This is a genomic window from Streptomyces sp. NPDC107581 (assembly GCF_055657175.1).
Map to the genome: position 1 here is coordinate 290,972 of NZ_JBVKBH010000004.1, position 24,032 is coordinate 315,003.

The following is a 24,032-nucleotide window of genomic DNA, read 5'->3' on the forward strand; positions in this document are numbered from 1 at the left end:
CGGACAGTCCACATGTGTGAAATATGGAAAATATCTGGCATTGACGAGGATACGGACATTGAGGACGCGAGTCACGGTGCACCAGGTCCGGACCGCGGGCAACCGGGCGGGACGGCCCGTCAGAGCACCGCGACCGGATTGACCGGCGAGCCGGTCCCGCCCGGGACGTTCAGCGGTGCCACGACGAGCAGGAACTCGTACCGTCCTGCCACGGCGGCCTCGGCCGAGAGCGCTTCCAGGTCGAGGTTGTCCAGCAACGGCACCCCCATGGCGGCCAGGGCGAGGGCGTGGACCGGCGAGTGCACACCGTCCACGGGCGAGGGCCGCACATCGCTGTCGCCGTCTCCCCCGAGCAGCGCGATGCCGCGCTCGGCCAGCAGCGGTACGGCGTCCACATGGAGGCCCGCGCTCGCCGCGTCGGCGTCCCAGGCGCCCAGTTCACGGCCGCGGCGGACGCGCCCGGTCCGCAGCAATACCGCGTCGCCCTCGCCGATCCTCACATCCAGCGCCTGCTCCGCGTCCACGACGTCCCCGGCGTGCACGGCCCGCCCCGGTTCCAGCCAGCCGGCGCCGAGGACGACGGGGAGGTCGAGGAGCACCCCCTTCGTGACGAGGGGCCCGAGCGCCGGGACGGCGCCGAAGCGGGCCCCCGCCGGACCGAAGGCCTCCTTCGCCGCCCGACCGTCGTAGAGCTGCCCCCGGTAGGCGATGTGGCACAGCGCGTCGAGATGCGTGATCGCCTTGCCGTGGTAGTCGGCGGCGATGAAGTCCTTGTACGCGGAGGGCTCCGGGCCCTCGGCCTCCCCGAGATCGGTCAGGTGGTGCAGGGCGGGCCTGGGGTTGTCCGGGCCTGGCCGGGTGTTCCAGGGCAGGGCCAGCGGTACGACCGTCCCGGACCGCACCGCGGCCACGGCCCGCCGTACGCACTCCTCGGTCACACGGTTCCAGGCACCGCGGTCGGCCGGGGCCCAGCGGCCCCACGCGCGGACCGACTCGAAGAGGGCGTCGAACTCCGGACGGGAGACGGGGGGCCCGTTGCCGGTACCGGTCGGTCCGGGGTCCGGGGCATCGGTGGAGCCGGAGGTCATCTGCACTCACCGTTCCCTGACGCGGAAGAGCATCGTCCGCGTGATCAGAAATCCAGCTTTGCACAGGCCCGGGGCGGTCCGCCCGTTCCGTCCCGCGGGCCGGCCCCAGAGCGGTCCGCCGTTCCCGTCACGGGTGTCGGTCCAGAGGGCTGGGGGCGCCGGCTCCGCCACCTGCGTCAGCCCAGGGAGGCCGGGTGGTTCCGTCACACGCGTCAGCCCAGGTACGGCCCGCCGGTTCCGTCACACGCGTCAGCCCAGGTACGGCCCGTCGGCTCCGCCACCTGCGTCAGCCCAGGGAGGCCGGGTCGTTCCGTCACACGCGTCAGCCCAGGTACGGCCCGTCGGCTCCGCCACCTGCGTCAGCCCAGGACGGTGAGCCGCACGTGCTGGTCGGGGTCGTCGCGATGGGTGTCCGCCGAACTCCGTCGGGGCAGACCCGACCCTGCCGGCGTGTGCGGGGCGAGGTCGGCCGCAGGGACGAGTCACCCATGGCAGGGGCCCGGCTCGACGCACCGCCGGAGACGCATACGCTCTGAGTGGGCTCCGGGGAGACCGGAATTCCAGGAACGGGTACAACGGGCACGAGGGGGAGCTTCCATGGTGACAGCGCGCCGGTTTCCGCTCGGCTCCGCGACCACGCTCACGGAGCTGGAGGACGACCCTCACCCCCGGCTGGCACTGCTGCGCGCCCGCGAACCGGTCTCGTGGCTCCCCGTGCTGGGCGGCTGGCTGGTGACCCGGCGTCATCTCGCCCTGCGCGTGATGCGTGACGCGGCGACCTTCACGGTGGACGACCCCCGCTTCTCCACCGCCCAGGTGGTCGGTCCGAGCATGCTCTCCGTGGACGGCGCCGAGCACAAGCGGCACCGCGCCCCCTTCACAGACCCGTTCCGCACGCAAGGGGTGCACGACCGGTTCACCGGGTTCGTGGAACAGGAGGCAGCCCGGCTCGTGGAACGCATCCGGCCGCATGGCCGTGCCGAACTGCGCCGGGAGGTGGCCGGGCCACTGGCCGTCGCCGTCGTGGCCGAATCACTGGGCTTGGTCGGCGCGGACGCCGAGGCGGTGCTGTCCTGGTACGACGCCATCGTGAGCGCGGTCTCCGACATCACCGCCGGGCTGTCGGCGAACCCCGCCGGGGCGGCGGCGTTCGACCAGCTGCGAGGAAGCGTCGAGGCGACGGTCAGGGCAGGAGGCGACGCGTCGCTCCTGGTCGCTGCGGCCGAGAGCAAGCGCCTGGAGCTGCCGGAGGTGGTCGCCAACGCCGCCGTGCTGATGTTCGGCGGTATCGAGACCACCGAGGGCATGATCGCCAACGCCGTACTGCACTTGCTGGCGCACCCCGATCAACTCGCCCTCGTGCGTGCCGATCCGCACCTGGTCGACGCGGCGATCGAGGAATCGCTGCGTCTGGAACCCGCCGCGGCGGTCGTGGACCGCTACGCCACCGCCGACGTGACGCTCGGCGGGGCCGACGTGCGGCGCGGTGATCTGGTGGTCGTCTCCCTCGCCGGCGCGAACCGCGACCCCGAGATCTTCCAGGACCCCGACCGTTTCGACCTGCGGCGGGACAACTCCGGCCTCCAGCTGGCCTTCGCGCACGGCCCGCACTTCTGTCTGGGCGCCCACCTGGCCCGCCTGGAAACCCGGGCCTGCCTCCTCACACTCCTCGACCGTCTCCCAGGCCTGCGGCTCGACCCCGCCTCGCCCACCGCGCCCAGAGGCCTGGTGTTCCGGAAGCCCCCGGCTCTACGAGTTCGCTGGGACGCGCCGGTGCAGCCTTGACGCGACGGGGGTCATCTCCGCCCAGCCGACTTGAATCACGCACAAGCGAGCCGGCCTGAGTCACGCACACGCGTACGAGCGCACCTTGGCCGGCCTATGCGCCACGACGGACCCGGGCGGCCTTGCGGGCCTCGGCCAACTGGCGGGCCTCGGCGTCCCGGCGAGACCCGCCGCCACCGCCGGCTCGCCCCGGGCGCGTGCCCAGGCCGCGGAAGGGGGCGCCGCCGCGCTTCGGGCGCTCCACGACCGGCCCGCTGCCGGCGACAGGGACACCGGAGGGGGCCTGGGCGCCGGTGATGCGGCTCAGCTCGGCCTCGCCGGAACGGACCTGTGTGACCTGCGGCCTGATGCCCGCGTCGGACATGAGACGGGTCATGTCCCGGCGCTGGCCGGGGAGGACCAGCGTGACGACACTGCCGGACTCGCCGGCGCGGGCAGTTCGGCCACCGCGATGCAAGTAGTCCTTGTGGTCCTGGGGCGGATCGACGTTGACGACGAGATCGAGGTCGTCGACGTGAATGCCCCGAGCCGCGACGTTGGTGGCCACCAGCACCGTGACGTCGCCGGTCTTGAACTGTGCCAGGGTGCGGGTGCGCTGGGGCTGCGACTTGCCACCGTGCAGCGCCGCGGCCTTTACGCCACTGCTCAGCAGGTGCCTGGTGAACTGGTCGACAGCGTGCTTGGTGTCCAGGAACATGATCACGCGCCCGTCGCGGGCGGCGATCTCGGTGGCGGTGGCGTGCTTGTCGGCGCCGTGCACCTCCAGCACGTGATGCTCCATCGTGGTGACCGCGCCCGCCGACGGGTCGACCGAATGGACGACCGGGTCATGGAGGTAACGACGGACCAGGAGGTCGATATTGCGGTCCAGCGTGGCCGAGAACAGCATGCGCTGGCCGTCGGGACGAACCTGGTCCAGCAGTTCGATGACCTGCGGCATGAAACCCATGTCCGCCATCTGGTCGGCCTCGTCCAGGACGGTGATGCTCACCCGGTCCAGGCGGCAGTCCTTGCGCTCGATGAGATCCGCGAGGCGGCCGGGAGTCGCGACGACCACCTCGGCTCCGGCACGCAGCGCACCGGCCTGCCTGCCGATCGACATGCCGCCGACCACAGTGGCCAGCCGCAGCTTCAGCAACCGGGCGTACGGGGTGAGCACATCGGTGACCTGCTGCGCCAGCTCGCGCGTGGGAACGAGGACCAGGGCCAGCGGCCTCCGCGCCTCGGCACGCTGCCCGCTCGTGCGCACGAGGAGCGCCAGGCCGAAGGCGAGCGTCTTGCCCGATCCGGTGCGCCCTCGGCCCAGGACGTCGCGCCCTGCAAGGGAGTTCGGCAACGTGGCAGCCTGGATCGGGAACGGTTCGTTCAGGCCGAGGCCGGTGAGCATCTTCACCAACTCGACGGGCATGTCCAGGTCACCGAAGGTGGCGGCAGGGGGCAGGGCCGGGGTGACGGTGACCGGCAGCGCGAACTCCCCCTGCGGTGCGGAGGGACGGCGCCCGGTGTTGCCCCGGCCGGCGCCGGGGCGCCCCTGTCCCTGCCCCTTCCCCTGTGGGCGGAAACGGTCATTCGTGCGAGCTGAACGGCTCATGGAGAACCTTCCTCGACAGGGCACGCATCAAGGAATTCCCGACGAGGAATAAGCCGAATGAATTGCAAGAACGAGCCGAATGTGAGACTAAAAGAATTCCAGCGGAATGCGAGAAACAGCAAGCTGGGGCCCCGCCTCAAGGCGGGACCCCAGCTATGTCATGCGCTGCGACGTCAGGCGGGAGTGATGTTCTCCGCCTGCGGGCCCTTCTGGCCCTGCGTGACGTCGAAGTTCACCTTCTGGCCTTCCTGGAGCTCACGGAAGCCCTGGGTGGCGATGTTCGAGTAGTGGGCGAAGACGTCCGGGCCGCCGCCGTCCTGCTCGATGAAGCCGAAGCCCTTTTCCGCGTTGAACCACTTGACGGTGCCAGTAGCCATGTCACATCTCCTTGGGGGCAGTGCCCGCGGGTTCACACCATGTGAACCCCTGCGTTGCCACAATGAACCCCGTCCGGATAAGCACCGGAGATACAAAAATGCCCGGCGACATACAGTCACCGAGGCACTTGAAGTTTCGGGAACCACAACTGCAACTGTCAACAAGTTTAGCACGGTGGACTCATCTGCACCACTCCACCCACGACACAGGGCCCCGGACCACGTGGGGGCACGGGATCAATACACCGGTCGGCGTCAAAGAAAATACGTCCGCAGGGTGAACTTTCGGATCACACAAGGTGCGGACGGGGAGAACTCACCCTCTCCCTCTCCGGCGACGGGCACTCGCCCTCCACGCCCCGTTCGTCGCCTCCGGAGGGCCGGTCGCACCTCTCGGCTCGGACCATCCCGTTTTGATTCCGCGAAAGACAGGCCCGGAATCCCCGGTTCCGAGCTGTTCGAGCCCCTCCCCGCCACGTGCATCGCCTGAGCCACCGCTCGGCTCATCCAACTCCATGCGTGCCGCGATGGCCTCCGGATGGGTGGACCTGTGCCGGATCCGACCTCACGAGCGCGCTGCTCGGTCTGTCGAAGCCGCTCGGTCTGTCGAATACGGCCCGGAAACCGGTGTTCACGTGGGGCATGGCGGCATTTACGTGGGGCGTGGCGGTCTCTCCGTCACGATCTGGTGCTCCCGCGCAGCCTGCTCCTTCATCCAGACTGCTCCTTCATCCGGCTAGGGAGCCCGGCCGCTCAGCGGCCTGCCGTCCCGGCCCGCGGCTTGGCGGTGCCGGACGGCTTGGTCGCCGCCACCATGCTCACGATGCGCCGGTCGCTGCCGCGCCCGACCGCCCCGCATCCCGAACCGCTTTGCGCTCGTCGAGCTCCATCGCCCCCGCGGCGCGCATCATCAAAGGAGGGGAGACCATCGACGAGGAGTGGCGATGAGGTTGTCGTTCCTTGACCCCCTCTACGCGGAGCCGGGCCCGTTCGCCTCCGTGTACCTGGACACCTCCCGAAACGTCGAGCATCCCGACCGGGCGATCGCGCTGCGCTGGGGGCGGCTGCGCGAGAGCCTGTCCCGTCAGGGCTCGGACCGGGCGCTGCTGAACGTACTGGAGGAGGTGGTCGGCGCCGACACAGCGGTGCCGGGGGTGCACGGTCAGGCCATCTTCGCCGCCCACGGCACGCTCGTCCTGGACGGGGAGCTGCCCAGGCCGCCCGAGCACGACTCCGCGCGCTACAGCACCCTGCCGGACGCGATGCCCCTGGTCACCCAGCACCTTCCGGAGATCCCCTACATGGCCGTGGTCGTCCGCTACGGCGGCCTTCCGACGGCCGAGACCCACGGCTGGGTGACCCTGGAAGCGGAGACCGGTACCTGGCCTGCGTCCACCGTCACCCCGGGTGAGCGGCTGCACTGCAGGGTCGCGGTGGCGACCTGGCACCGCACCTCCCTCCGGCTCGGTCACCGGCTGGACGAACGGGCGCGGCGCGCCCATGCCGACGCCGTCGTCGTGGGCGGGGACGAGTGGGCGTGCAACGTACTGATCCGCCGCCTGCCGCTCACCCTGCGGGACAAGGTCGTACGCGTGGGCGGCCGGACCCCCACCGACACAGGACGCGCCCTGTTGGAGCCGCAGCTCGACGCCGTCCTCCGCGGCCGCATGGCCGCGCACGACCGGGAACTCGTGGACATCTTCATCGGCCGTCGCGCCTTGGACGGACCCATGACGGAGGGGCTGGCCGCCACCGTCGCCGCCCTCCAGCGCGGCCAGGTCGCGGCACTGCTGCTGAACCGGCTGCCGGGGTCTTCGCTGCGGCTCTGGGCGGGCTCCCAGCCCACTCAGCTCGCCCTGACCGAGGCGGAACTGATGTCCTTCGGCGTGCGGGCCCCGCGCGAGGAACGCGCCGACGAGGCCCTCGTCCGGGCCCTCGTCGGCACCGGTGCCGAGCTGGTCGTCGTACCGGAGAGCGAGCTGAAGCTGTACGAGGGCGTGGGCGCCCTGCTGCGGTACACCGACCCGGGAACCCCGTCCTGAAACCGACGCGCTGCGCCTCCCGGATCACGGCTCGCCCCGTGCGCCCGACCGCCTCGGACCGCGCCGCGCGCGGGACACGCCGACACTGGGCTGGAGCGGCAGCGCGGCGTATGAGCGGCGGACGGGGCACATGGCTACCGCCAGCGGTGACGCGCTCAGCGCTGATAGGTCCCGACCAGGGTGCCGGAGGCCAGCTCCCTGCCCTTCAGGGCGCGGTGCACGTCCTCGACGCCCGGGTGGTCGTGCAGCGGCAGCGGCGCGGACAGGGCGTACAGGCGGAAGAAGTAGCGGTGCGGCCCGTGCCCCGGTGGAGGCATCGGCCCTCCCCAGCCCACGCGGCCGAAGCCGTTGGGCCACGGCAGGCCTCCCTGGGGCTTCTGGCCCTCCGCCGCCCCGGTGGTCCCCGGATCGATACCGGTCACCAGCCAGTGCAGGAAGGTCGTCCCCGGCGCGTCCGGGTCCTCGCACAGGAGCACCAGCTCCGTGGCCTCGTGGGGCACCCCCGACCAGGTCAGGGGCGGTGAGATGTTCTCACCCTCCCCGCTGTACCGACGGGGGATCACCGTTTTGTCGTCGAACGCGGTGCTGCTGAGTTCAATTCCGCTCATGTGCGCCGCCATACCCGCCACAGCGGCACCGGCACCGGTCCGCACACCAAAACCCCCGCTCGGCCGAGCTCACTCGGGCCGCCTCCGGAAGCTGGGGTGAAGATGGCAGTGTGCCGACAAGGATCCTGCTCGAGGGCCGCCCTGGCGCGGGAAAGACGACCGCCCTGCGTCGGCTGGCGGCGCTGCTGCCCACCCATGCGGCCACCGGCTTCACCACGGAGGAGATCCGGCAGTCCGGCGCCCGCGTGGGTTTCGCCCTGGAGACCCTGGCAGGCCGACGGGAAGTGCTCGCCCATGTCGACCTGCCCGGTCCGCCACGGGTAGGCAGATACGGCGTCGACCCGAGCGTCATGGAACGACTGGCGCTGCCGTCGCTTCGGCCGGCGGCAACCGAGGCGGCAACAGGGCGGCTGGTGCTCATCGACGAGCTGGGGCGGATGGAACTGGCGTGCACGGCGTTCCGGCACGCGGTCGACGCGCTGTTCGTCGCCGAGGTCGACGTCGTCGCCACGGTCCATACGCACCGCGATCCGTTCACCGACGCCCTCAAGCGGCGCGCCGACATTGAGGTCGTTCAGCTCACTCCGGCAAATCGGGACGTCCTGCCGGGGGAGCTCGCGGCCCAACTGCAGCAGCCCCCGACGCACGAAAGGCCTCCCTCTCACGGATGAGAGACCGGCCTCCGACCTGCTGAGAGCCGAGTCGGGGCGACAGGATGTGACGTCGCCCGGGAGGTGCGACCGGCGGCACCCGCTACCAAGGGTCAGTGCCTGCCACCGAGTACGCGGCCGGCATCGCCTTCACCACTCGGTTCGGCGCCAACGGGCTGCCCCTCGCGCAGGGTGCAACGGCCACTGCGGCCCCTGCGCGAAGGCCTGCTGTGACGCACGGTTGGGCGGTGTGACACGTTACACACAGACAACGCTGCGCCACTGTGGGAATTTCAAGTGCCCCTCTTGTCAGCCGAGTTACTGAAAAGCCGAGAGTGAGGTCCGGCCGACCGCACGGATCGCGCCACTCGTCCCATGTGTGTGTAAGAGGCGGAACCGCGGGCCGGCGGGGAACCGGCGAGAGGGGCGGCCCGCATGTGGAGAGGATCGAATGCGCTCTTTCAAAGTCCTGACGATTGATCAGGTGGTCGACACGGCCCGCTATCCCCTGTCGGAACTCGCGAGCGCCCGGGGACAGGCCGTGGTTTCCCGTGCCCGGCGCGACCTGTTGACTCTCGGCTGCACGGTGCTGCCCGACTTCATCCGCCCGTCGCTGCGCGATGTACTGCGGCAGGAGTGCTCGGCCATCGCCCCCCGGGCGCACCACGACGTCGAGACGGTGAACGTCTACAACATCGCAGTGGACTCGGCGCTGCCGGAGGACCATCCGGGCCGGAAGACCTTCGAGCGGGGTAACGCATTCGTCGCGCGGGACCGCATCCCCGCGGACTCCCTCATCGGCCGGCTCTACTCCGACATGGTGTTCCGGCACTTCATCGCCCGCTGCTTCGAACTGCCGGAGCTGCACGAGCTGGCGGACCCGCTCTCCGGGCTGGTTCTCAACGTCGTCGCGCCGGGCATGGAGCACCCCTGGCACTTCGACACCAACGAGTTCACCGTGAGCATGCTCACCCAGCAGGCGCAGGCCGGCGGCGTCTTCGAGTACTGCCCGAACATTCGGACCGCGCAGGACGAGAATTTCGACGACGTCCGGGACGTAGTGGACGGCCGGGGCGAGCGGTTGACCCGGCGCCTCCCCCTGCAACCGGGTGACCTGCAGTTGTTCAAGGGGCGCTACTCCCTGCACCGAGTGAGCCCGGTGCGCGGCGAGGTCGCGCGCCACTCCGCGATATTCGCCTACAGCGAGCGCCCCGGCGTCATCGGGAGCGTGGAACGGACCCGGCAGCTCTTCGGCCGGGTGCTGCCGGAACACCTCGCGGCCGAGGGCCGGGCAGTCCGCGGCGACCGGCTCCTGGACTAGCGGGCGGCGAGCACGCGTAGTCGCCGTAGGCCGTTTCCCCTGCGCCCGATCCGACGGAGGAGTAAGCCCTGTGCGCTTCGACGAGACCGGAAAAGTCTCACTCGACCACATCTACGACCAGCCCGATCCGCGCACCTATTTCAGAGTGCTGCGCCCGCTCGACTACGGCGTTCCGCAGCAGGCCAAGCCCTACTTCACCAAGATCATCACGGAGTACCGGGAGTCCCGGCGCGTCGCGGTACCGAAGGTGCTGGACATCGGCTGCTCGTACGGAATCAACGCCGCCCTGCTGAAGTACGACGCGACCATGGACGAGCTGTACGCACGCTACGGCGACGAGGAGCGTGCGGGTGAGAGCCGCGAGGCCTTGCTGGCCCGTGACCGCGGGCTGACTCGGTCCCGCCAACCCGCGCGAGCGATCCGCTTCACCGGCCTCGACACCTCGGGCAGTGCGCTGTCCTACGCTCTCGATGCCGGGTTCCTCGACGACGCGGTGCACGCCGATCTGGAGCAGCACGAGCCCACACCGCGACAGCGCGCCCAGCTCTCGGGTACGGACCTGGTGATCTCGACGGGCTGCGTCGGCTACGTCACCGAGCGGACGCTCACACGAGTCGTCCGGGCGCAGGGCACGCGCCGGCCCTGGATGGCGCACTTCGTGCTGCGGATGTTCCCCTTCGACTCCTTCGAGCGCGCGTTGGCGAGTCTGGGCTACCGGACCGTCCGCGTCGACGAGGTGTTCAGACAGCGGCGCTTCGCCTCCCCGCAGGAGCAGGCGCTCGTGCTCGACAGCTTGTCGGCCGCAGGGCTGGATACACAGGGCCTGGAGGCGGAAGGCTGGCTGTACGCGCAGCTCTACCTTTCCCGGCCGTACGACATCACAGGTACCGACGATCCGAATCGAGAGCAGAGTTGAAGACCAGTCAGGATGGGTCAGGCAACGCGACCTTCGCCCAGGAGGACAGCCTCCCGCGCGTGCCGCTGCCTACGCTGGACGCGAGCTGCGAGAGGTTTCTCGCCTGGTGTACGCCGCTGCTGACCGCCGAGGAGCGGTCGGCGACGGAGGCGGAGGTTGCCGCCTTTCTCCGGCCCGGCGGCCCCGGCCGGGTGCTGCATGCCGCGCTGGAGGAATACGACGCCACGGAGGGCGTGCACAGCTGGCTCGACACCTTCTGGCCGTACCGGTACCTGGGCCGCCGGGACCGGATCGCACTCAACGCCAACTTCTTCTTCCTGTTCCAGGACTCCGACCAGACGCAGGTGGAGCGGGCGGCCGGGCTCGTGGCCGGGGCCCTCAACTACAAGCGGCAGGTCGATCAGGGGCTGACTCCACCGGTGGTGCAGCGCGGAGCACCTCAGTCGATGGTGCAGAACAAATTCCTGTTCTCCACCACGCGTATCCCCGGCGCGCAGCAGGACACCGTCCGCGCCCCCTACAGCGAGGAGCGGCCGGGCCCGTCCGAGGCCCGGCACGTCGTGGTGCTCTTCCGGGGCGGCATGTTCCGGCTGGACGTGCTGGGTCCGGACGGTGTCCCGCACAGCCTGGATGACATCGAGGCGGGGCTGCGCGCCGTGATGAAGGCCGACCCGGCCGGCGCGGGCCCTTCGGTGGGCCACCTCACCACCATGGCCCGCGCCGAGTGGGCGGCCGCCCGGGAGTCCCTTCTCGCCTGCCACCCCCGCAACGCCGACGCCCTTGACGATGTCGAGACCGCGCTGTTCTGCGTCGCTCTGGAGGACTTCGCCCCCGCAGACGTCCAGGACGCCTGTGACCAGCTGCTGTACGGCGACCGCGGCAACCGCTGGTTCGACAAGGCCGTGTCCTTCGTCGTCTTCGCCGACGGACGGGCGGGCATCAACGTCGAGCACTGCGAGCTGGACGGGACCACCATCCTCACCTTCACCGACGCCCTGCTCAACACCCCGGCCGAGGAGCAGTCCCGGCAGTCCGGAGCCCGCTCCCAGGGGCTGCCGGCGCTGGAGCCGATCGTGTTCGAACTGGACGACTCGCTGCGAGCCCAGGTGCGCTCCGCCGCCGACGCGTTCGCGGCGTACGGGGAGAACACCGCGACCAGCACGTTGTCGTTCACGGACTTCGGAAGCAGCGCGGCCAAGGCGTTGGGGGTCTCGCCGGACGCGTTCGTCCAGGCCGCTTACCAGCTCGCCCACCAGCGCGCCAAGGGGCACCTGGGCGCCACGTACGAGTCGATCGCCACCCGGCAGTACCGGCACGGGCGGACCGAGGCGATGCGCGTCGTCACCACCGAGATGGTGGCTTTCGTGGCGGCGATGGAGGACCCGGCAGCGGACGCGGACGCCCGGCGCGCCGCGTTTCGGGCAGCCACCGAGGCCCATGTGGCGCGCGCGAAGGCGTGCCAGGCCGGGCAGGTGCCGGAGCAGCACCTGTGGGAGCTGGAGCTGATCCAGCGCCGGCGCGGGGCCGAGCTCGGAGTGACCGAGCAGCCCGCGCTGTACCGGACGCCGGGCTGGTCGACCATGCGGGACGACTACCTGAGCACGAGCTCCGCGCCGTCCGTCAACATCCAGTACTTCGGCTTCGGTTCGACCAGCAGCCAGTGCATCGGTGTCGCCTATGTGCTGCTTCCCGAGCGGTTCAACCTGTATCTGAGCACGCCGTTGGCGGTCGCCGCGCAGATGCGGACGTTCGCCGACCGGCTCCGGGAGGCGATGGACGAACTCCGGGAGCTGCTGACGTCCGAGCGGCCCGAGGACTGAACGGAATCCGCCGCCGGACCGGAACTCCCGGTCGGGGACCACGGTCCGGCGGCCCGGACGGCTTCAGTGGCTGAGTTCCTGAGCTGAGCCGAGAAAGCCCAGGTCAGCGTCGCCGCCGGCGCGCGCCCCGCGGACGTTTCCCACACCTTCGTCCAGGGCAATCGCGACGTCGGAGCCGCAGTCGCCGGCCGGCAGGTCTTGGGTCGTGCGGCTGCTGCACCGGGAACTCAAGGGCAGGAACCGGGCCGTCCTCCAGGTCAGTGCGGAGCGACACACGGGCGCGGCTCGGGGGCGGGGAATGTTGTACGGGCTCATCGATGAGGCCCACCGCCAGGGTGACGACGTGCTCGGCGCCGAAGAACACAGGGCGCTGCGAGCCGGCCTGGAGGGCGGCCGGCAGCGAACCACGACCCCGAACGTGACAGGGGACGGGGAGAGCAAGGCCGGCTGAGAGAAGTACGCACACGCGGCCGGGAACGGACTCGCCGGGATCGTCGGGCTGATGCCGGCCGTGTGGGTGATCGGTGCTGATCCGGTTTCGGTCCCCCAAGCCGACACACCGTCGGCCTTCTCAGCCGCACGGAGTGATGATCTCCCAGTCCTTTGCGGGGTCCCCGGTTAGCAGGTACTCGCTCAGATACATGTCTGTGTCCTCGTGGAGATCGTCCTCCAGGTCCCAGACGGACTCGCACTCGGGGCAGAGGAAGAACCTCTGACCCGTGTCCTTGCGCTCGTAACAGCGCACCCAGTCCTGGCCGCAGTGCGCGCAGGCGACCTTGTCCATCAGTTCCAGCTCCTCGGGAAGGCCGTGATCACTTCGTTGCCGTGTTCGACGGTGATCGAAACATATCCCTCTCCGGGGTTGTAACCCACCTGTCGGCCCATCGGGACGATGTAGGTGGTACGAGCGCCCTGCTGGTTGACCGACACCGCCATGGCGCGCCGGTTCCATGCCTCGTCGACCGTTTCCAGCACGCCCTGGTTACCCGTGTCGAAAACTCCGTGAGCAGGCTTCGCGGGGTTCTCCCGGGTGTGCTGCATGACGTGGGTGATGCGGTGCCCCTCGGCCGAACCCGGACCGTAGTCCAATCCTTCGGGCGAGCGGTACCAGCCACCCCCGAGGTCCTCCAGCTCACAGCCGTACAGACCCAGGGGGTCCGACCAGGTGCCGGGATGGCGGACGTATGCCGAGGGGTTGGGGGCCGGCTTCAGGCCCAGGGGGTCCTGGCTGAGGTAGCAAGCCGTCTCGGGGTCGTAGTAGCGGAAGTAGTTGTAGTGCAGGCCGGTTTCGGCGTCGGCGTACTGGCCCGGGAACCGCAGTGGGCAATCGGCGGAATAGGACTCGACCGGGCCGGCGAGGGAGGTGCCCCACAGAGTGGTCCGGCTCTGCCATGTCATCTCGCCCTCGGCGGTGACCAGCTCGGTGGGCATGCCGACGGGATCCGTCACGACCGCTTGGAACACGGCCACATGGCCGGGTGCCGACTCCTCGGCCAGCCGGGCGAGGAATGAGGCGTCGCGTCCGACAGTTGATCGCCGGTGATCGGTCTGCGCGATCGGCCGGTGGGTGCCGGGCTCGTAGTCCCAGGTGGTCACCTTGCCGTCCGGGCCGGTCTGTTCCGCCAGCCTGGTGTCGTCCCAGAAGAATTCGGTGCGCTCGGCCTGCGTTCCGTCTTCCGCCAGACGGTACTTGTAGAGGCGGCGCCCGAGCGGGTCGTACGCGTACCTCCAGCGTTCGCCGTCCGGCGTGCCGACCTCGGCCAGGCGGTCCTCGGCGCTCCAGGCGTACGTCCAGGTCAGGGTCTGTCCGTTGAGGAGCTTGCGAGTCCTGCGGACCAGGCGTCCCTGGGCGTCCTGCTGGTAGGTGCTGCGGCCCGCGCGGCGGACGAGAGTGCCATCGAAGTCGCGCTCCCCGGCGGAGCCGTGGCCGGGTGCCGTTGCCTGCACCAGGTTGCCGGCCTGATCGTAGGCGTAAGTCTCGGTCCAGCCGTGGGCGCGTACGCCCGTGACGCGGCCCGTCGCGTCCAGGTCGAAGCGGCGGGTGCCCGTGGTGAGCTCGCGGATCTCCGTGAGATAGCCGTCGCTGCGGTAGGCATAGGCGCGATGCTGAAGCAGGTTCTGCACATCGGCCGAACCTGCGGTGAGGGACTGGAGGGTCAGGCGGCCGGCACCGTCCCACGTCTGGGTCAGCAGAACATCGGGGCCGAGACGACGCTCCGTCTCGTGTCCGGCGGCATCATGGGTGAAGGCCAGGCTGCCCGCCTCCGAACGAAGCTCCGAGGGCCGCCCCGCCGCGTCGTACGTCCACAGGGAGACAAGTCCGGATGGAGTCTCGCGACGGACACGGCGGCCCAACGGGTCGTAGGCGTAAGCCGTGACGCGTTCGTCGACCGTCTCGCTGAGAGTGCGCCCGAGAGCGTCCCGATCGAGGATCACCTCGGCGTCTCGGTTGACCGCCCGGGCGAGCAGTCCGTCCGCTCCGTACTCGAAGGTCGTCGTCTCACCGGCGCTGGTGCGCTGCTCAACGGTTCGGCCCGCACCGTCCCGGACGAAGCTCAGCGTCTCCCCGGCCCCGTTGGTACGGGCGACCAGCTGGCCCGCCGCGTCGTGCATGTACGTCAGCGTGCGGCCGTTGAAGTCAGTCTCAGCCGTCAGACGGCCGACTTCGTCGTAGGTGTACGACCAGGTCCGGCCCTGCGGGTTGGTGACGCCTGTCAGGCGCAATTCCGTGTCGTACGAGAACGTGTAATGGGCGCCGTCCGGGTCGGTCCGCGTGGCGGGGACGTCGAAGTGCGTCGCCGTGTGACGGATCGTGTTACCCGCGGGGTCCGTATGGGCGAGCAGATTGCCCTCGGCATCCCAGGTCCACGACTCGCGGGTGCCATCGGGCTGCTCGCGCCAGGACGGCTTACCCTCCGTTGTCCAGCTCAGACGCGTGGTGTGGCCAAGAGGATCGGTGACCTCGATCAGCCGCCCGAACGCGTTGCGGCGGATTGTGGACGTGTGGCCCAGTTCATCCGTGAGAGAGATGGGCAGGCCCGCCGCGTCGTAGGCCACCGTGCGGGTGTGGCCGAGGGCGTTGGTGATGGCGGTCGGGCGGCCCGCCTCGTCGTTCGTGTACCGCGTCTCGGCGCCGGTCGGGTCCACCGTCTTGAGGAGGTTGCCCCGCTCGTCGTACGTGTGCCGCCAGATCGCACCACCCGGCTCGATCACCTCCGTCGGCAGGCCGAGCGCGGTGTAGGAAGCCTGGGCCTGCGACCCGTCGGGGAGTGCGAGTTCGGTCAGGTTGCCGGAGTCGTCGTAGGTGTACCGCGTGGTGTGCCCCAGTGGGTCCGTCACGACGACCGGCCGGGCTCCGTATGCGTCCCACTCCGTGCGCGTGACATGACCCAGCGGGTCCGTCTCCTCCACCACCAGCCCTTCGGCGTTGTACCGGTGGACCGAGACGCGGCCCTGCGAGTCCGTGTACGTCGTCGTGCGGGCCGTGTCGTCGTACGTCAGCGTGCCGGAGAGGATGCCGTCAACACCCTCGGTGCGGACCACGCGGCCACGCTCGTCGTAGACGTACGAGAACCACGTGCCGTTGCGGTCGGTCCAGCGGGTGACGCGGCCATCGGCGTCATAGGTGAAGCGCAGGGGCTCGCCGCTGGAGTTGATGACCTCGGTGAGGTTGCCGGCGGCGTCGTAGCCGTAGCGCATGACGACCGTGCCCTCGTCGGCAGTGGCGCCCGGGCGGTAGCGGGAGGGCGGCTCGTCCAGCAGGCGCAGGGCCGTGATGCGCGGGCCTTCGGTGTCGACAGCGACGTAGTAGCCGCCCGAGTGGCGGATGCCGAACGGGATGCCCTCGTCGTCGCGTTCGACGTCGAGGCGGTTGCCGTTGCGGTCGCTCCAGGAATCGAGGGCCAGGTGGAAGACGCCGAAGGTAGGGGAGGGAACGGGGGCCGAGAAGGTGCGGACCACACCCGTCGCCGGGTCCGTGACCGTCATCGCGCTGTCCGGCTTGCCGTCCCACTCAAGGGGCCAGCGGGCGCCCTTCACCGGCATGGTCGCAACACCCGGTTCCGGCACCGGGTACACCAGGCGCATGCCGTCCGCCGCGGCGAAGACGACGCCCTCGCCGTCGATCTGAAGGCACTCGTCCAGGGTGGATATCCAGGTCGTGCCGAAGCAGACACCGCCCCGGTACGAGGAGAGGTGGGTGCGCGTGAACTCCAGCGGCAGGCTCCCCGGGAGGGTCAGGTCCGTCTGCGTCATCAGCATCGCGCCGGTCGCCACGTCGATCGGCTCGCCCACGCACGGCGTTTCCTTGGCGCCGCGGGCGGCCGGGCCCAGATCCACCAGGTCGGGGCGGAGCGAGGGCGGGCGCAACAGCAACGGGGTGGTGTCGCTGAGCCCGCCCTCCATGCTCGCCTTCAGCAGACCGCCGCCCGCGCCCAGCGCACCGCCGAAGATCATGCCGTCCTTGGCGGCCTGGTTCACCTCGTCCAGGCTGAAGCCGTGCTGCAGACCGGTCGCCATCTTCAGCGGCTGGGCGATGGCGAGGTCGACGGCGACCGACTCGACGCCACCAAAGGCGGCGGCGACGAGGGTGCCCGCGGCGATCTCGGCGACCGTCGTGGTGACCGCGACACCCATCGTGGCGCCGAACTCGATGACCGCGTCCGCCGCCGCGACGGCCGCCCCGGAGGCAAGACCCGCCGTGAAGAAGGCCAGCGCCACACCGCCCGCGATCACGGCCGCGTCGATACCGATCTGCGTCCAGAGCTTGTTGATCGCGTCGTCGATGGCGTCGGCGAACTTCTCCAGCGCGTTGGCCATCTCCCGCGAGGACTTCGCCAGATCGCTCAGCCAGCCGCCGTCCTGGTCCTTGGCGTAACGCCCCCAGAACTTGCTGAACGCCTCGATCGACTCACCCGTGTTGTGGTGGATGATCGAGGACGCGCTGCGGTGCACCGGGGAGCGGACGTCGTCCACGGACCCGGCGAAGGTGCGCCAGGCCTTCGCGGCCTGGCGAAGCTGTCCGGAGTCGGCCTCCGGCCACCACAGACCCAGCTTGAGAAGGATGTGGCGGGCTTTGTCCTCAACGCTCACCGGCACCGTCGCTCTGCTTGTCCGTCTTCACCTCGGTGAACATGCCGGCGATGAGCCGGTCGTTGTCCACGGTTCCGTCGGACATGTCCACCATGGCCTCGTGAATGCTCGTCAGCCCGAGCACCAGGATGCCCGCCGCGCTCTCGATCTTCTTCTGCTGCGGCTTGTAGGCCTTGCCGAACTTGTCGCCCTGCTCGTCGTGGCCCCAGGGCTCACCCAGGCCGTCCAGGGTCTGGATGAGAGTGGTCAGCGCCTTGCTCAGATCGATGGCCCCCTGCTGGAAGGCAGGTGCTGCCGCCTTGATGTCGGCGGTCTTGATGTCCAGTACCTTGCCGGGGACCTTGCCGTCACCCATCGCTGCCGCCTCCCCGGTTCGCAACTGCGGCCTCCGACCCTAGAGGAGGCGAGTCAAGGGAAGGTCATATTAAAGGCATGCACAGGCAATGTGCTGACGGTGACGCAGTGCCCCGTGACGACGTTGCGCGGCACCTTGGAGCTATCGGAAGGCAGCCGCACGTGCGCACAGCAGAGAGGTCAAGTGGCGCCGGCCCGCCGCCGCGACACACCATCCACTCCCGGCTTCGCAGCCTGGGCCGCCACACCCGGCGCGTTCGCCCTTGCATCTTCGGCGACTGCCGTCGTCATAGCGATCGCCGCCCCGACATGATCCGCGTCGATCTTCCCCTCCCAGCACGGGACTGAGGGTCCATCCCTTGGGAGTCATCTGGGAGCCAACCCGCCCCCAAACCCCTTCCAGGTCAGGCGGGACCACCCGGCACCCACCCATGACCGGCGCAAGCGCCATCCGCCCTGGCACGCCCAGCGGCCGAACCTCATTCGGGAGAGGAGTCGCGGGCTCAAATCCCGCCGCCCGACCGCACCAGAGAACATGACGATCACGGGCTGATCCCGCAGGGGCCAAGGAGCATCGGGCGCGGCCGGAATTCGACGCTACGGTTCCGGCACTTGCATCAGCCGAGGAAGCTCAGTCGGACCTTGCGCTCGGGATTGTCCCTGTTCGTATCCACGAGGCACACCGACTGCCAGGTGCCCAGTTCCAGCCGCCCGTCGATGACGGGCAGGGTCGCGTGCGGTGGGACGAACGCCGGGAGGACGTGGTCGCGGCCGTGTCCCGGGCTGCCGTGCCGGTGCTGCCAGCGGTCGTCGGCGGGGAGCAGGGTGTGCAGGGCGGCCAGCAGATCCTCGTCGCTGCCGGATCCCGTCTCGATGACGGCGATACCGGCGGTCGCGTGGGGGACGAAGACGTTCAGCAGGCCGTCGCGGCCGGCCGCCGCCTCACGCAGGAACTCCTCGCAGTCGGAGGTCAGGTCGACGACCCGCTCCCGGGAGCCGGTGGCGACGTTCAGCATCCGAGTGGTGAAGGCATCTGGCATGCCCCCCATCCTGGCCCATGCGCCAGGTTTCGCACTTCCTGGCGCGACCATCTCACGGAACCGTGGGTCCACAGGACGAGACGCCGTTGACCGCGGCGCGCCCATCTGGCTACTTTCTGCCGCATGTTGCGTTCAGCCCTGCTCACCACGCGCGGTCACATCGACCTGCTGCGGGTGGCCTCCGCCGCGTGTCGCCGCGGCCGCTGACGCCCCCTCCGCCTTCTCTCTTCGGCACGGCCCGCCGCCGCACCCGCACGTCATCCGTGATCCGCCCCTGAAACGGGCGTGTCGCGGCGGCACCGAGCCGCACCCCCTCACCTCCGCTCTCTCCTCTGCCGTGGAGCGCCCATGAGCATCAGCCATGCCCCACCCCATTCTCCTGATCCCGACATTTCCGGTATATCAAAGTCCGCTTCGGCCGGACCGGATGAGCCCGGGCGAGCGGCACCGGATCTGCAGGCACTCGTTCCCGCCTCCTCCCGCCGGAGCCGCGTCCCCCGCTGGCTGCGGCGCACCGCCGGACCGCTCCTGCTGCTGGCCCTCTGGCAACTACTGAGCGGCACCGGCGTGCTGGCCGCCGACGTGCTCGCCTCGCCGGGCCGGATCGCCCAGGTCGGCTGGGACCTGACCGCCGACGGTTCGCTGCCCTCGGCCATGGGCACCTCGCTGCAGCGCGTAGCGGCCGGTCTGCTGTTCGGCACCGTGACCGGCACCGGACTCGCCCTGGTCTCGGGGCTGTTCCGGATCGGCGAGGACCTGGTGGACGCGCCGGTGCAGATGCTGCGGACGGTGCCGTTCGTGGGTCTCATCCCGCTGTTCATCATCTGGTTCGGCATCGGCGAGGCGCCGAAGATCGCGATCATCACGCTCGGTGTGACGTTCCCGCTGTATCTCAACGTGTACGCCGGCATCCGCGGTGTCGACTCCCAGCTCATCGAGGCCGGTGAGTCATTGGGTCTGTCCCGGTGGGGGCTGGTGCGCCATGTGGTGCTCCCGGGCGCACTGCCCGGAGCGCTCACCGGGCTGCGTTATTCGCTCGGCATCGCCTGGCTCGCGCTGGTCTTCGCCGAGCAGGTCAACGCCGACGCCGGTATCGGCTTTCTGATGGTGCAGGCGCGGGACTTCCTGCGGACCGACGTGATCGTGGTCTGCCTGATCGTCTACGCCTTCCTCGGGCTGCTCGCCGACTTCATCGTCCGCTCCCTCGAAAGGCTGCTGCTGCAATGGCGACCGACGTTCACCGGCCGGTGAGCCCGACGGCCACCGGGGCCGCCGAGGCGGTGCGGGTCGAGGGCCTGACCCGCTTCTTCGACGGCCGTGCCGTCATCGACGACCTCCGCCTCCGCATCGGGCCCGGGGAGTTCGTGGCCCTGCTCGGGCGCAGCGGCTGCGGCAAGTCCACACTCCTGAGAGTCCTCGCCGGTCTGGACCGGGACATCGAGGGCACCGTCCTCGTCCCCCGGCGCCGTGCGGTCGCCTTCCAGGCGCCCCGGCTGATGCCCTGGAAGAAGGTGTGGCGCAATGTGCTGCTCGGGCTGCCCGGGCGCCCCGAACGCGCCGTGGCCGAGCGGGCGTTGGACGAGGTGGGCCTCGGACATCGCGCCGATGCCTGGCCGAAGACCCTCTCCGGCGGCGAGGCTCAGCGGGCCTCGCTCGCCCGTGCGCTGGTGCGCGAGCCCGATCTGCTGCTGCTCGACGAGCCGTTCGGCGCCCTCGACGCGCTCACCAGGATCAGGGTGCAGCGGCTGGTCGGCGAGCTGTGGCAGCGCCGCGGCTGCGCCGTGCTGCTGGTCACGCACGACGTCGAGGAGGCCGTGCTGCTCGCCGACCGCGTCCTCGTGATGGACGGCGGCCGCATCGCCCACGAGCAGCGCATCGAGCTGGACCGGCCGCGCGTGATCACCGATCCCCGGTTCGCCGAGCTGCGCGCCGGGCTGCTGGAGCGGCTCGGCGTCCGCGCGACCGCCGAAACCGCCTGACCGCCCGGCCCACTCCCGTACTCCCCTCCGCCGCTCGCCTCCCCCGCTCCCTTTCCCCGCTCCCCTCGACTGCTCCCCTCGGCCGACTCCTCCGCACACGAACGGAACCGCCATGCGACGACGCCTCGCCCCCGCCGCACTGCTCCTCCCCTTCGCGCTCCTGCTGACCGCCTGCGGCGGGAACGCGTCCGCCGGCACCGGCACCGACGGCTCGGGGTCCGTCACGCTCGACGTCGGTGACCAGAAGGGCGGTTCGGAGGCCATCCTGCGGGCCGCCGGCGAACTGAAGAACCTGAACTACAAGATCAAGTGGTCGACCTTCACCTCCGGCCCGCCGCTGCTGGAGGCCGTCAACGCGAACGCCGTGGACATCGGCGGCGTCGGCAACACCCCGCCCGTCTTCGCGGCCGGCGCCGGCTCCGGAATCGCTGTGGTCGCTGCCTGGCACGGTACGTCCAAGGGCGACGCCGTCCTCGTGCCGAACGGCTCACGGCTGACCCGGACCGACCAGCTCAAGGGAAGGTCGATCGCGGTGGCGCAGGGCTCCTCCGCGCACTACCAGCTGGTCGCCTCCCTCAAGGCGGCCGGCCTCGGCCTGAACGACGTCAAGGTCGAGTACCTGCAGCCGGCCGACGCGCTCGCCGCGTTCACCTCCGGCAAGGTCGACGCATGGGCGGTCTGGGACCCGTACACCTCCCAGATCCTGCAGACCGGGCAGGGCCGTGTGCTCACCACCGGCGAAGGCGTCACCAACGGGCTCAGCTTCCAGGTGGCCGCGCCGTCCGCCCTCGGGGATCCGAAGAAGGCGGCCGCGATCAAGGACTATCTGGCGCGGCTGCGGCGTGCGCAGGACTGGGCCGACAGCCATCAGGAGGAGTGGGCCAAGGTGTGGGCGAAGGACACCGGGCTGCCGTACGAGGTGGCGCTGGCCTCGGTGAAGCGCACCAACTCCACCCGTGTGTCCGTCGCCGTCGACAAGCCGCTCATCGCCTCCGAGCAGCAGATCGCCGATGCTTTCACCCAGCTGGGGCTCATCCCGAAGAAGGTGGACTTCGGCGCCTTCGTGGACACGCGGTTCAACGGCGGTCTGCCGCCGTCGACGACTCCCGCCAAGAGCTGACGGCGGGCGCCGGACGGCCGGGAAGATCGGTGGCCGGCACGCTGTTGGCAGGGGCGTGAACGAGACACGCGAGGTCGAGGTGGTCGTGGTGGGCGCTGGACAGGCGGGACTGTCCAGCGCCTATCACCTGCGGCGCACCGGCTTCGAGCCGGACCGCGACTTCGTGGTCCTCGACCACTCCCCCGGACCGGGCGGCGCCTGGCAGTTCCGCTGGCCGTCGCTGACGTACGCCAAGGTGCACGGGATGCACTCGCTGCCCGGTATGGAGCTGACGGACGCCGATCCGGCGCGGCCCTCGGCAGAGGTCGTCCGGGCGTACTTCGACCGGTACGAGCGCACCTTCGACCTGCGGGTACGGCGACCGGTCGATGTGCGGGCCGTACGCGAGGGCAAGGGCGGACGGCTGTTCGTGGAGACCTCGGACGGCACCTGGTCGACCCGGGCGCTGATCAACGCCACCGGCACCTGGGACCGGCCGTTCTGGCCCCGCTGTCGCGGCCAGGAGACCTTCCGGGGACGGCAGCTGCACACCGCGCAGTACGCCGGGCCCGGGGAGTTCGCCGGGCAGCGGGTCGTGGTCGTGGGCGGCGGCGCGTCCGGCACCCAGCATCTGCTGGAGATCGCCCCGTACGCGGCCGCCACCACCTGGGTGACCCGGCGGCCCCCGGTCTTCCGCGAGGGCCCGTTCGGCGAGGAGGCCGGCCGTGCGGCGGTGGCGCTGGTCGAGGAGAGGGTGCGGCAGGGGCTGCCGCCGCGGAGCGTGGTCTCCGTCACCGGGCTTCCGCTCAACGACGCGATCCGGCAGGGCCTGGCCGACGGCGTCCTGGACCGGCAGCCGATGTTCGACCGGATCACCCCGGACGGGGTGGAGTGGAACACCGCAGCCGAAGGGAACGACGCGGTGGAGGCCAACGGCGGCGGGCACGGCAGGCATGTCTCCGCCGACGTCATCCTCTGGGCCACGGGCTTCCGGCCCGCCCTCGATCACCTCACGCCGCTGCGGCTGCGTGAGCCGGGCGGCGGGATCCGGGTCGAGGGGACACGCGCGGTCGCCGATCCGCGCATCCATCTCGTCGGCTACGGCCCCTCGGCCAGCACCATCGGCGCCAACCGCGCCGGACGCGCGGCCGTGCGGGACATCGGACGGCTGCTGGGCGAGGAGCCCGTCGCCGCGTGACGTCCCGCCGGCTCGGCGGGGCGGCTGCGTGGCCGGAGGCCGCTACGGGCTCGGGCTCGCCCCCTGGGCAGCCCCGGCACTCGGGCCCGCACCCTGGGCAGCCCCAGGACTCGGACTCTCACCCTGGGCAGCCCCGGCACTCGGGCCCGCACCCTGGGCAGCCCCAGGACTCGGGCTCGCACCCTGGGCAGCCCCGGCACTCGGGCCCGTTCCCCGGGGCTGCCCCGTCGGCTGCTGAGCGGTGTTGAACTGGGACACGTTACGCAGATGCTCTGCGTAGTCGGCGGTGAAGCGGGTGTCGCCGGACTTCACGGTGACGAAGTACAGCCAGTTGCCGGCCGGCGGGTTGATCGCCGCGCGCATCGCGTCCTCACCGGGGTTGTCGATCGGCGTCGGCGGCAGGCCCATGCGCTGGTAGGAGTTGTACGGGCTTTCCAAGTGGGTGTCGTCGACGCTGGTGCGGACGGTGTTGCGGTTCAGCACGTAGTTGAGGGTGGAGTCCATCTGCAGGGGCATGCCCCGCTGCAGCCGGTTGAAGACGACCCGCGCGACCTTCCCCATGTCGGACTTGGTGGCGGCCTCGGCCTGGACGATGCTGGCGATGGTGACGGTCTGATAGACGTTCATCGCGTTGCGCTGCGCCCCGGCCGCGACCGGCGCGACGCCGAACCTCCCGTCGGCCGTGTCGACCATGCGCCTCAGCAGCGACTCGGGGGTGGAGCCCTTCACCACGCGATACGTCGCCGGGAAGAGATAGCCCTCGGGGTTGCCCCCGGCCTCGCCCGGCAGCTTCAGGGCGGCCTTGGCGAGGGAGTTGCGGGTGCTGCCCGGGGGCAGCTTGAGGACCTTGTCGACGGCGGCGTAGACCTGGCTCGCGCGCCAGCCCTCCGGGATGACGAGCAGGGCGGGCTTCGACTCCTTGTCACCGCGTACCAGGCTCAGCAGCGGCACCGCCACGGCGGTGCCGGCCAGGACGGCGCCGGTCACAAAGAGGACGAGCTTGCCCCGGCGCGTCAGTCGCATCGTGCTCCGTCGCGGAGTGTTCATCTGCATGCGGGCACGGTAATACGCCT

Annotated in this window: 20 protein-coding genes; 11 read left to right on the forward strand and 9 right to left on the reverse strand. The window is 70.4% G+C overall.

All coding sequences use genetic code 11. The annotated features are described in order from the left end of the window. Nucleotides 1–119: 119 nt before the first annotated feature. A complete protein-coding gene (locus tag ACZ7P3_RS11300) occupies nucleotides 120–1,088 on the reverse strand; it encodes a cyclase family protein (RefSeq protein WP_472081053.1) in 969 nt (322 codons plus the stop codon). A 597-nt stretch (nucleotides 1,089–1,685) separates the two neighbouring features. On the opposite strand from ACZ7P3_RS11300, the gene ACZ7P3_RS11305 reads away from it, so the two are divergent. Then, complete coding sequence (locus ACZ7P3_RS11305; RefSeq protein ID WP_472080650.1) at nucleotides 1,686–2,873, forward strand: cytochrome P450; 1,188 nt, start codon at nucleotides 1,686–1,688, stop codon at nucleotides 2,871–2,873. A gap of 94 nt (nucleotides 2,874–2,967) precedes the next feature. Here ACZ7P3_RS11305 and ACZ7P3_RS11310 read toward each other — a convergent pair whose 3' ends face one another. Together ACZ7P3_RS11310 and ACZ7P3_RS11315 are read right to left on the reverse strand one after the other, a co-directional pair. Beyond that, nucleotides 2,968–4,464, reverse strand: a complete 1,497-nt coding sequence (locus ACZ7P3_RS11310; protein WP_472080651.1) for a DEAD/DEAH box helicase — start codon at nucleotides 4,462–4,464, stop codon at nucleotides 2,968–2,970. A gap of 173 nt (nucleotides 4,465–4,637) precedes the next feature. Beyond that, nucleotides 4,638–4,841 carry a cold-shock protein gene (locus ACZ7P3_RS11315; RefSeq protein ID WP_210586179.1) on the reverse strand — a complete coding sequence of 68 codons (204 nt, stop codon included), beginning with the start codon at nucleotides 4,839–4,841 and terminating at the stop codon, nucleotides 4,638–4,640. Between the two features lie 944 nt (nucleotides 4,842–5,785). On the opposite strand from ACZ7P3_RS11315, the gene ACZ7P3_RS11320 reads away from it, so the two are divergent. Further along, nucleotides 5,786–6,883 carry a baeRF2 domain-containing protein gene (locus ACZ7P3_RS11320; protein ID WP_472080652.1) on the forward strand — a complete coding sequence of 366 codons (1,098 nt, stop codon included), beginning with the start codon at nucleotides 5,786–5,788 and terminating at the stop codon, nucleotides 6,881–6,883. Between the two features lie 155 nt (nucleotides 6,884–7,038). Here the strand turns inward: ACZ7P3_RS11320 and ACZ7P3_RS11325 are convergent, their stop codons facing one another. After that, the gene (locus tag ACZ7P3_RS11325; RefSeq protein ID WP_472080653.1) at nucleotides 7,039–7,491 is read right to left on the reverse strand and encodes a YbhB/YbcL family Raf kinase inhibitor-like protein; all 453 of its coding nucleotides are present in this window, start codon (nucleotides 7,489–7,491) and stop codon (nucleotides 7,039–7,041) included. 110 nt (nucleotides 7,492–7,601) lie between these two features. Between ACZ7P3_RS11325 and ACZ7P3_RS11330 the strand changes: the two genes are divergently transcribed. The 4 genes from ACZ7P3_RS11330 to ACZ7P3_RS11345 all read left to right on the forward strand — a co-directional run bounded on the left by ACZ7P3_RS11330 (nucleotide 7,602) and on the right by ACZ7P3_RS11345 (nucleotide 12,198). After that, the gene (locus ACZ7P3_RS11330; protein ID WP_472080654.1) at nucleotides 7,602–8,162 is read left to right on the forward strand and encodes a nucleoside-triphosphatase; all 561 of its coding nucleotides are present in this window, start codon (nucleotides 7,602–7,604) and stop codon (nucleotides 8,160–8,162) included. Between the two features lie 430 nt (nucleotides 8,163–8,592). Continuing rightward, nucleotides 8,593–9,462, forward strand: a complete 870-nt coding sequence (locus ACZ7P3_RS11335) for a HalD/BesD family halogenase (RefSeq protein ID WP_472080655.1) — start codon at nucleotides 8,593–8,595, stop codon at nucleotides 9,460–9,462. Between the two features lie 70 nt (nucleotides 9,463–9,532). Then, nucleotides 9,533–10,378 carry a class I SAM-dependent methyltransferase gene (locus ACZ7P3_RS11340; protein ID WP_472080656.1) on the forward strand — a complete coding sequence of 282 codons (846 nt, stop codon included), beginning with the start codon at nucleotides 9,533–9,535 and terminating at the stop codon, nucleotides 10,376–10,378. Between the two features lie 59 nt (nucleotides 10,379–10,437). Further along, entirely contained in the window at nucleotides 10,438–12,198 is a 1,761-nt protein-coding gene (locus ACZ7P3_RS11345; RefSeq protein ID WP_472080657.1) for a choline/carnitine O-acyltransferase, read from the forward strand. Between the two features lie 571 nt (nucleotides 12,199–12,769). Here ACZ7P3_RS11345 and ACZ7P3_RS11350 read toward each other — a convergent pair. The 4 genes from ACZ7P3_RS11350 to ACZ7P3_RS11365 all read right to left on the reverse strand — a co-directional run bounded on the left by ACZ7P3_RS11350 (nucleotide 12,770) and on the right by ACZ7P3_RS11365 (nucleotide 18,683). Further along, nucleotides 12,770–12,982, reverse strand: a complete 213-nt coding sequence (locus ACZ7P3_RS11350) for a hypothetical protein (protein WP_351550857.1) — start codon at nucleotides 12,980–12,982, stop codon at nucleotides 12,770–12,772. Then, entirely contained in the window at nucleotides 12,982–17,289 is a 4,308-nt protein-coding gene (locus ACZ7P3_RS11355) for a DUF6531 domain-containing protein (RefSeq protein WP_472080658.1), read from the reverse strand. The genes ACZ7P3_RS11350 and ACZ7P3_RS11355 overlap by 1 nt, the downstream gene beginning before the upstream one ends. Further along, nucleotides 17,279–17,644 carry a hypothetical protein gene (locus ACZ7P3_RS11360; RefSeq protein WP_472080659.1) on the reverse strand — a complete coding sequence of 122 codons (366 nt, stop codon included), beginning with the start codon at nucleotides 17,642–17,644 and terminating at the stop codon, nucleotides 17,279–17,281. Before ACZ7P3_RS11360 ends, ACZ7P3_RS11355 begins: the two co-directional genes overlap by 11 nt. A 616-nt stretch (nucleotides 17,645–18,260) precedes the next feature. Continuing rightward, complete coding sequence (locus tag ACZ7P3_RS11365) at nucleotides 18,261–18,683, reverse strand: secondary thiamine-phosphate synthase enzyme YjbQ (protein ID WP_472080660.1); 423 nt, start codon at nucleotides 18,681–18,683, stop codon at nucleotides 18,261–18,263. Nucleotides 18,684–18,806: 123 nt separating this feature from the next. On the opposite strand from ACZ7P3_RS11365, the gene ACZ7P3_RS11370 reads away from it, so the two are divergent. From ACZ7P3_RS11370 to ACZ7P3_RS11390, 5 genes are all read left to right on the forward strand, one after another. Next, entirely contained in the window at nucleotides 18,807–18,890 is an 84-nt protein-coding gene (locus ACZ7P3_RS11370) for a putative leader peptide (RefSeq protein ID WP_313884353.1), read from the forward strand. 141 nt (nucleotides 18,891–19,031) lie between these two features. Then, nucleotides 19,032–19,934: an ABC transporter permease gene (locus ACZ7P3_RS11375; protein ID WP_472080661.1), complete on the forward strand. Its 903-nt coding sequence runs from the start codon at nucleotides 19,032–19,034 to the stop codon at nucleotides 19,932–19,934. Then, a complete protein-coding gene (locus tag ACZ7P3_RS11380) occupies nucleotides 19,907–20,662 on the forward strand; it encodes an ABC transporter ATP-binding protein (RefSeq protein ID WP_472080662.1) in 756 nt (251 codons plus the stop codon). The genes ACZ7P3_RS11375 and ACZ7P3_RS11380 overlap by 28 nt, the downstream gene beginning before the upstream one ends. A 112-nt stretch (nucleotides 20,663–20,774) precedes the next feature. After that, nucleotides 20,775–21,782 carry an ABC transporter substrate-binding protein gene (locus tag ACZ7P3_RS11385; protein ID WP_472080663.1) on the forward strand — a complete coding sequence of 336 codons (1,008 nt, stop codon included), beginning with the start codon at nucleotides 20,775–20,777 and terminating at the stop codon, nucleotides 21,780–21,782. A gap of 55 nt (nucleotides 21,783–21,837) precedes the next feature. After that, entirely contained in the window at nucleotides 21,838–22,959 is a 1,122-nt protein-coding gene (locus tag ACZ7P3_RS11390; protein ID WP_472080664.1) for an NAD(P)-binding domain-containing protein, read from the forward strand. 42 nt (nucleotides 22,960–23,001) lie between these two features. Here ACZ7P3_RS11390 and mltG read toward each other — a convergent pair whose 3' ends face one another. Further along, the gene (mltG, locus tag ACZ7P3_RS11395; protein WP_472080665.1) at nucleotides 23,002–24,012 is read right to left on the reverse strand and encodes an endolytic transglycosylase MltG; all 1,011 of its coding nucleotides are present in this window, start codon (nucleotides 24,010–24,012) and stop codon (nucleotides 23,002–23,004) included. Between the last annotated feature and the right edge of the window lie 20 nt (nucleotides 24,013–24,032).

What these genes read in the sequence shown, in the direction of transcription:
- ACZ7P3_RS11380 (WP_472080662.1), top strand. Translation starts at nt 19,907, where the DNA reads ATGGCGACCGACGTTCACCGGCCGGTGAGCCCGACGGCCACCGGGGCC.
- ACZ7P3_RS11385 (WP_472080663.1), top strand. Translation starts at nt 20,775, where the DNA reads ATGCGACGACGCCTCGCCCCCGCCGCACTGCTCCTCCCCTTCGCGCTC.
- ACZ7P3_RS11335 (WP_472080655.1), top strand. Translation starts at nt 8,593, where the DNA reads ATGCGCTCTTTCAAAGTCCTGACGATTGATCAGGTGGTCGACACGGCC.
- mltG (WP_472080665.1), bottom strand. Translation starts at nt 24,012, where the DNA reads ATGCAGATGAACACTCCGCGACGGAGCACGATGCGACTGACGCGCCGG.
- ACZ7P3_RS11310 (WP_472080651.1), bottom strand. Translation starts at nt 4,464, where the DNA reads ATGAGCCGTTCAGCTCGCACGAATGACCGTTTCCGCCCACAGGGGAAG.
- ACZ7P3_RS11325 (WP_472080653.1), bottom strand. Translation starts at nt 7,491, where the DNA reads ATGAGCGGAATTGAACTCAGCAGCACCGCGTTCGACGACAAAACGGTG.
- ACZ7P3_RS11320 (WP_472080652.1), top strand. Translation starts at nt 5,786, where the DNA reads ATGAGGTTGTCGTTCCTTGACCCCCTCTACGCGGAGCCGGGCCCGTTC.
- ACZ7P3_RS11360 (WP_472080659.1), bottom strand. Translation starts at nt 17,644, where the DNA reads ATGGGTGACGGCAAGGTCCCCGGCAAGGTACTGGACATCAAGACCGCC.
- ACZ7P3_RS11350 (WP_351550857.1), bottom strand. Translation starts at nt 12,982, where the DNA reads ATGGACAAGGTCGCCTGCGCGCACTGCGGCCAGGACTGGGTGCGCTGT.
- ACZ7P3_RS11365 (WP_472080660.1), bottom strand. Translation starts at nt 18,683, where the DNA reads ATGCCAGATGCCTTCACCACTCGGATGCTGAACGTCGCCACCGGCTCC.
- ACZ7P3_RS11300 (WP_472081053.1), bottom strand. Translation starts at nt 1,088, where the DNA reads ATGACCTCCGGCTCCACCGATGCCCCGGACCCCGGACCGACCGGTACC.
- ACZ7P3_RS11315 (WP_210586179.1), bottom strand. Translation starts at nt 4,841, where the DNA reads ATGGCTACTGGCACCGTCAAGTGGTTCAACGCGGAAAAGGGCTTCGGC.
- ACZ7P3_RS11305 (WP_472080650.1), top strand. Translation starts at nt 1,686, where the DNA reads ATGGTGACAGCGCGCCGGTTTCCGCTCGGCTCCGCGACCACGCTCACG.
- ACZ7P3_RS11370 (WP_313884353.1), top strand. Translation starts at nt 18,807, where the DNA reads ATGTTGCGTTCAGCCCTGCTCACCACGCGCGGTCACATCGACCTGCTG.
- ACZ7P3_RS11375 (WP_472080661.1), top strand. Translation starts at nt 19,032, where the DNA reads ATGAGCATCAGCCATGCCCCACCCCATTCTCCTGATCCCGACATTTCC.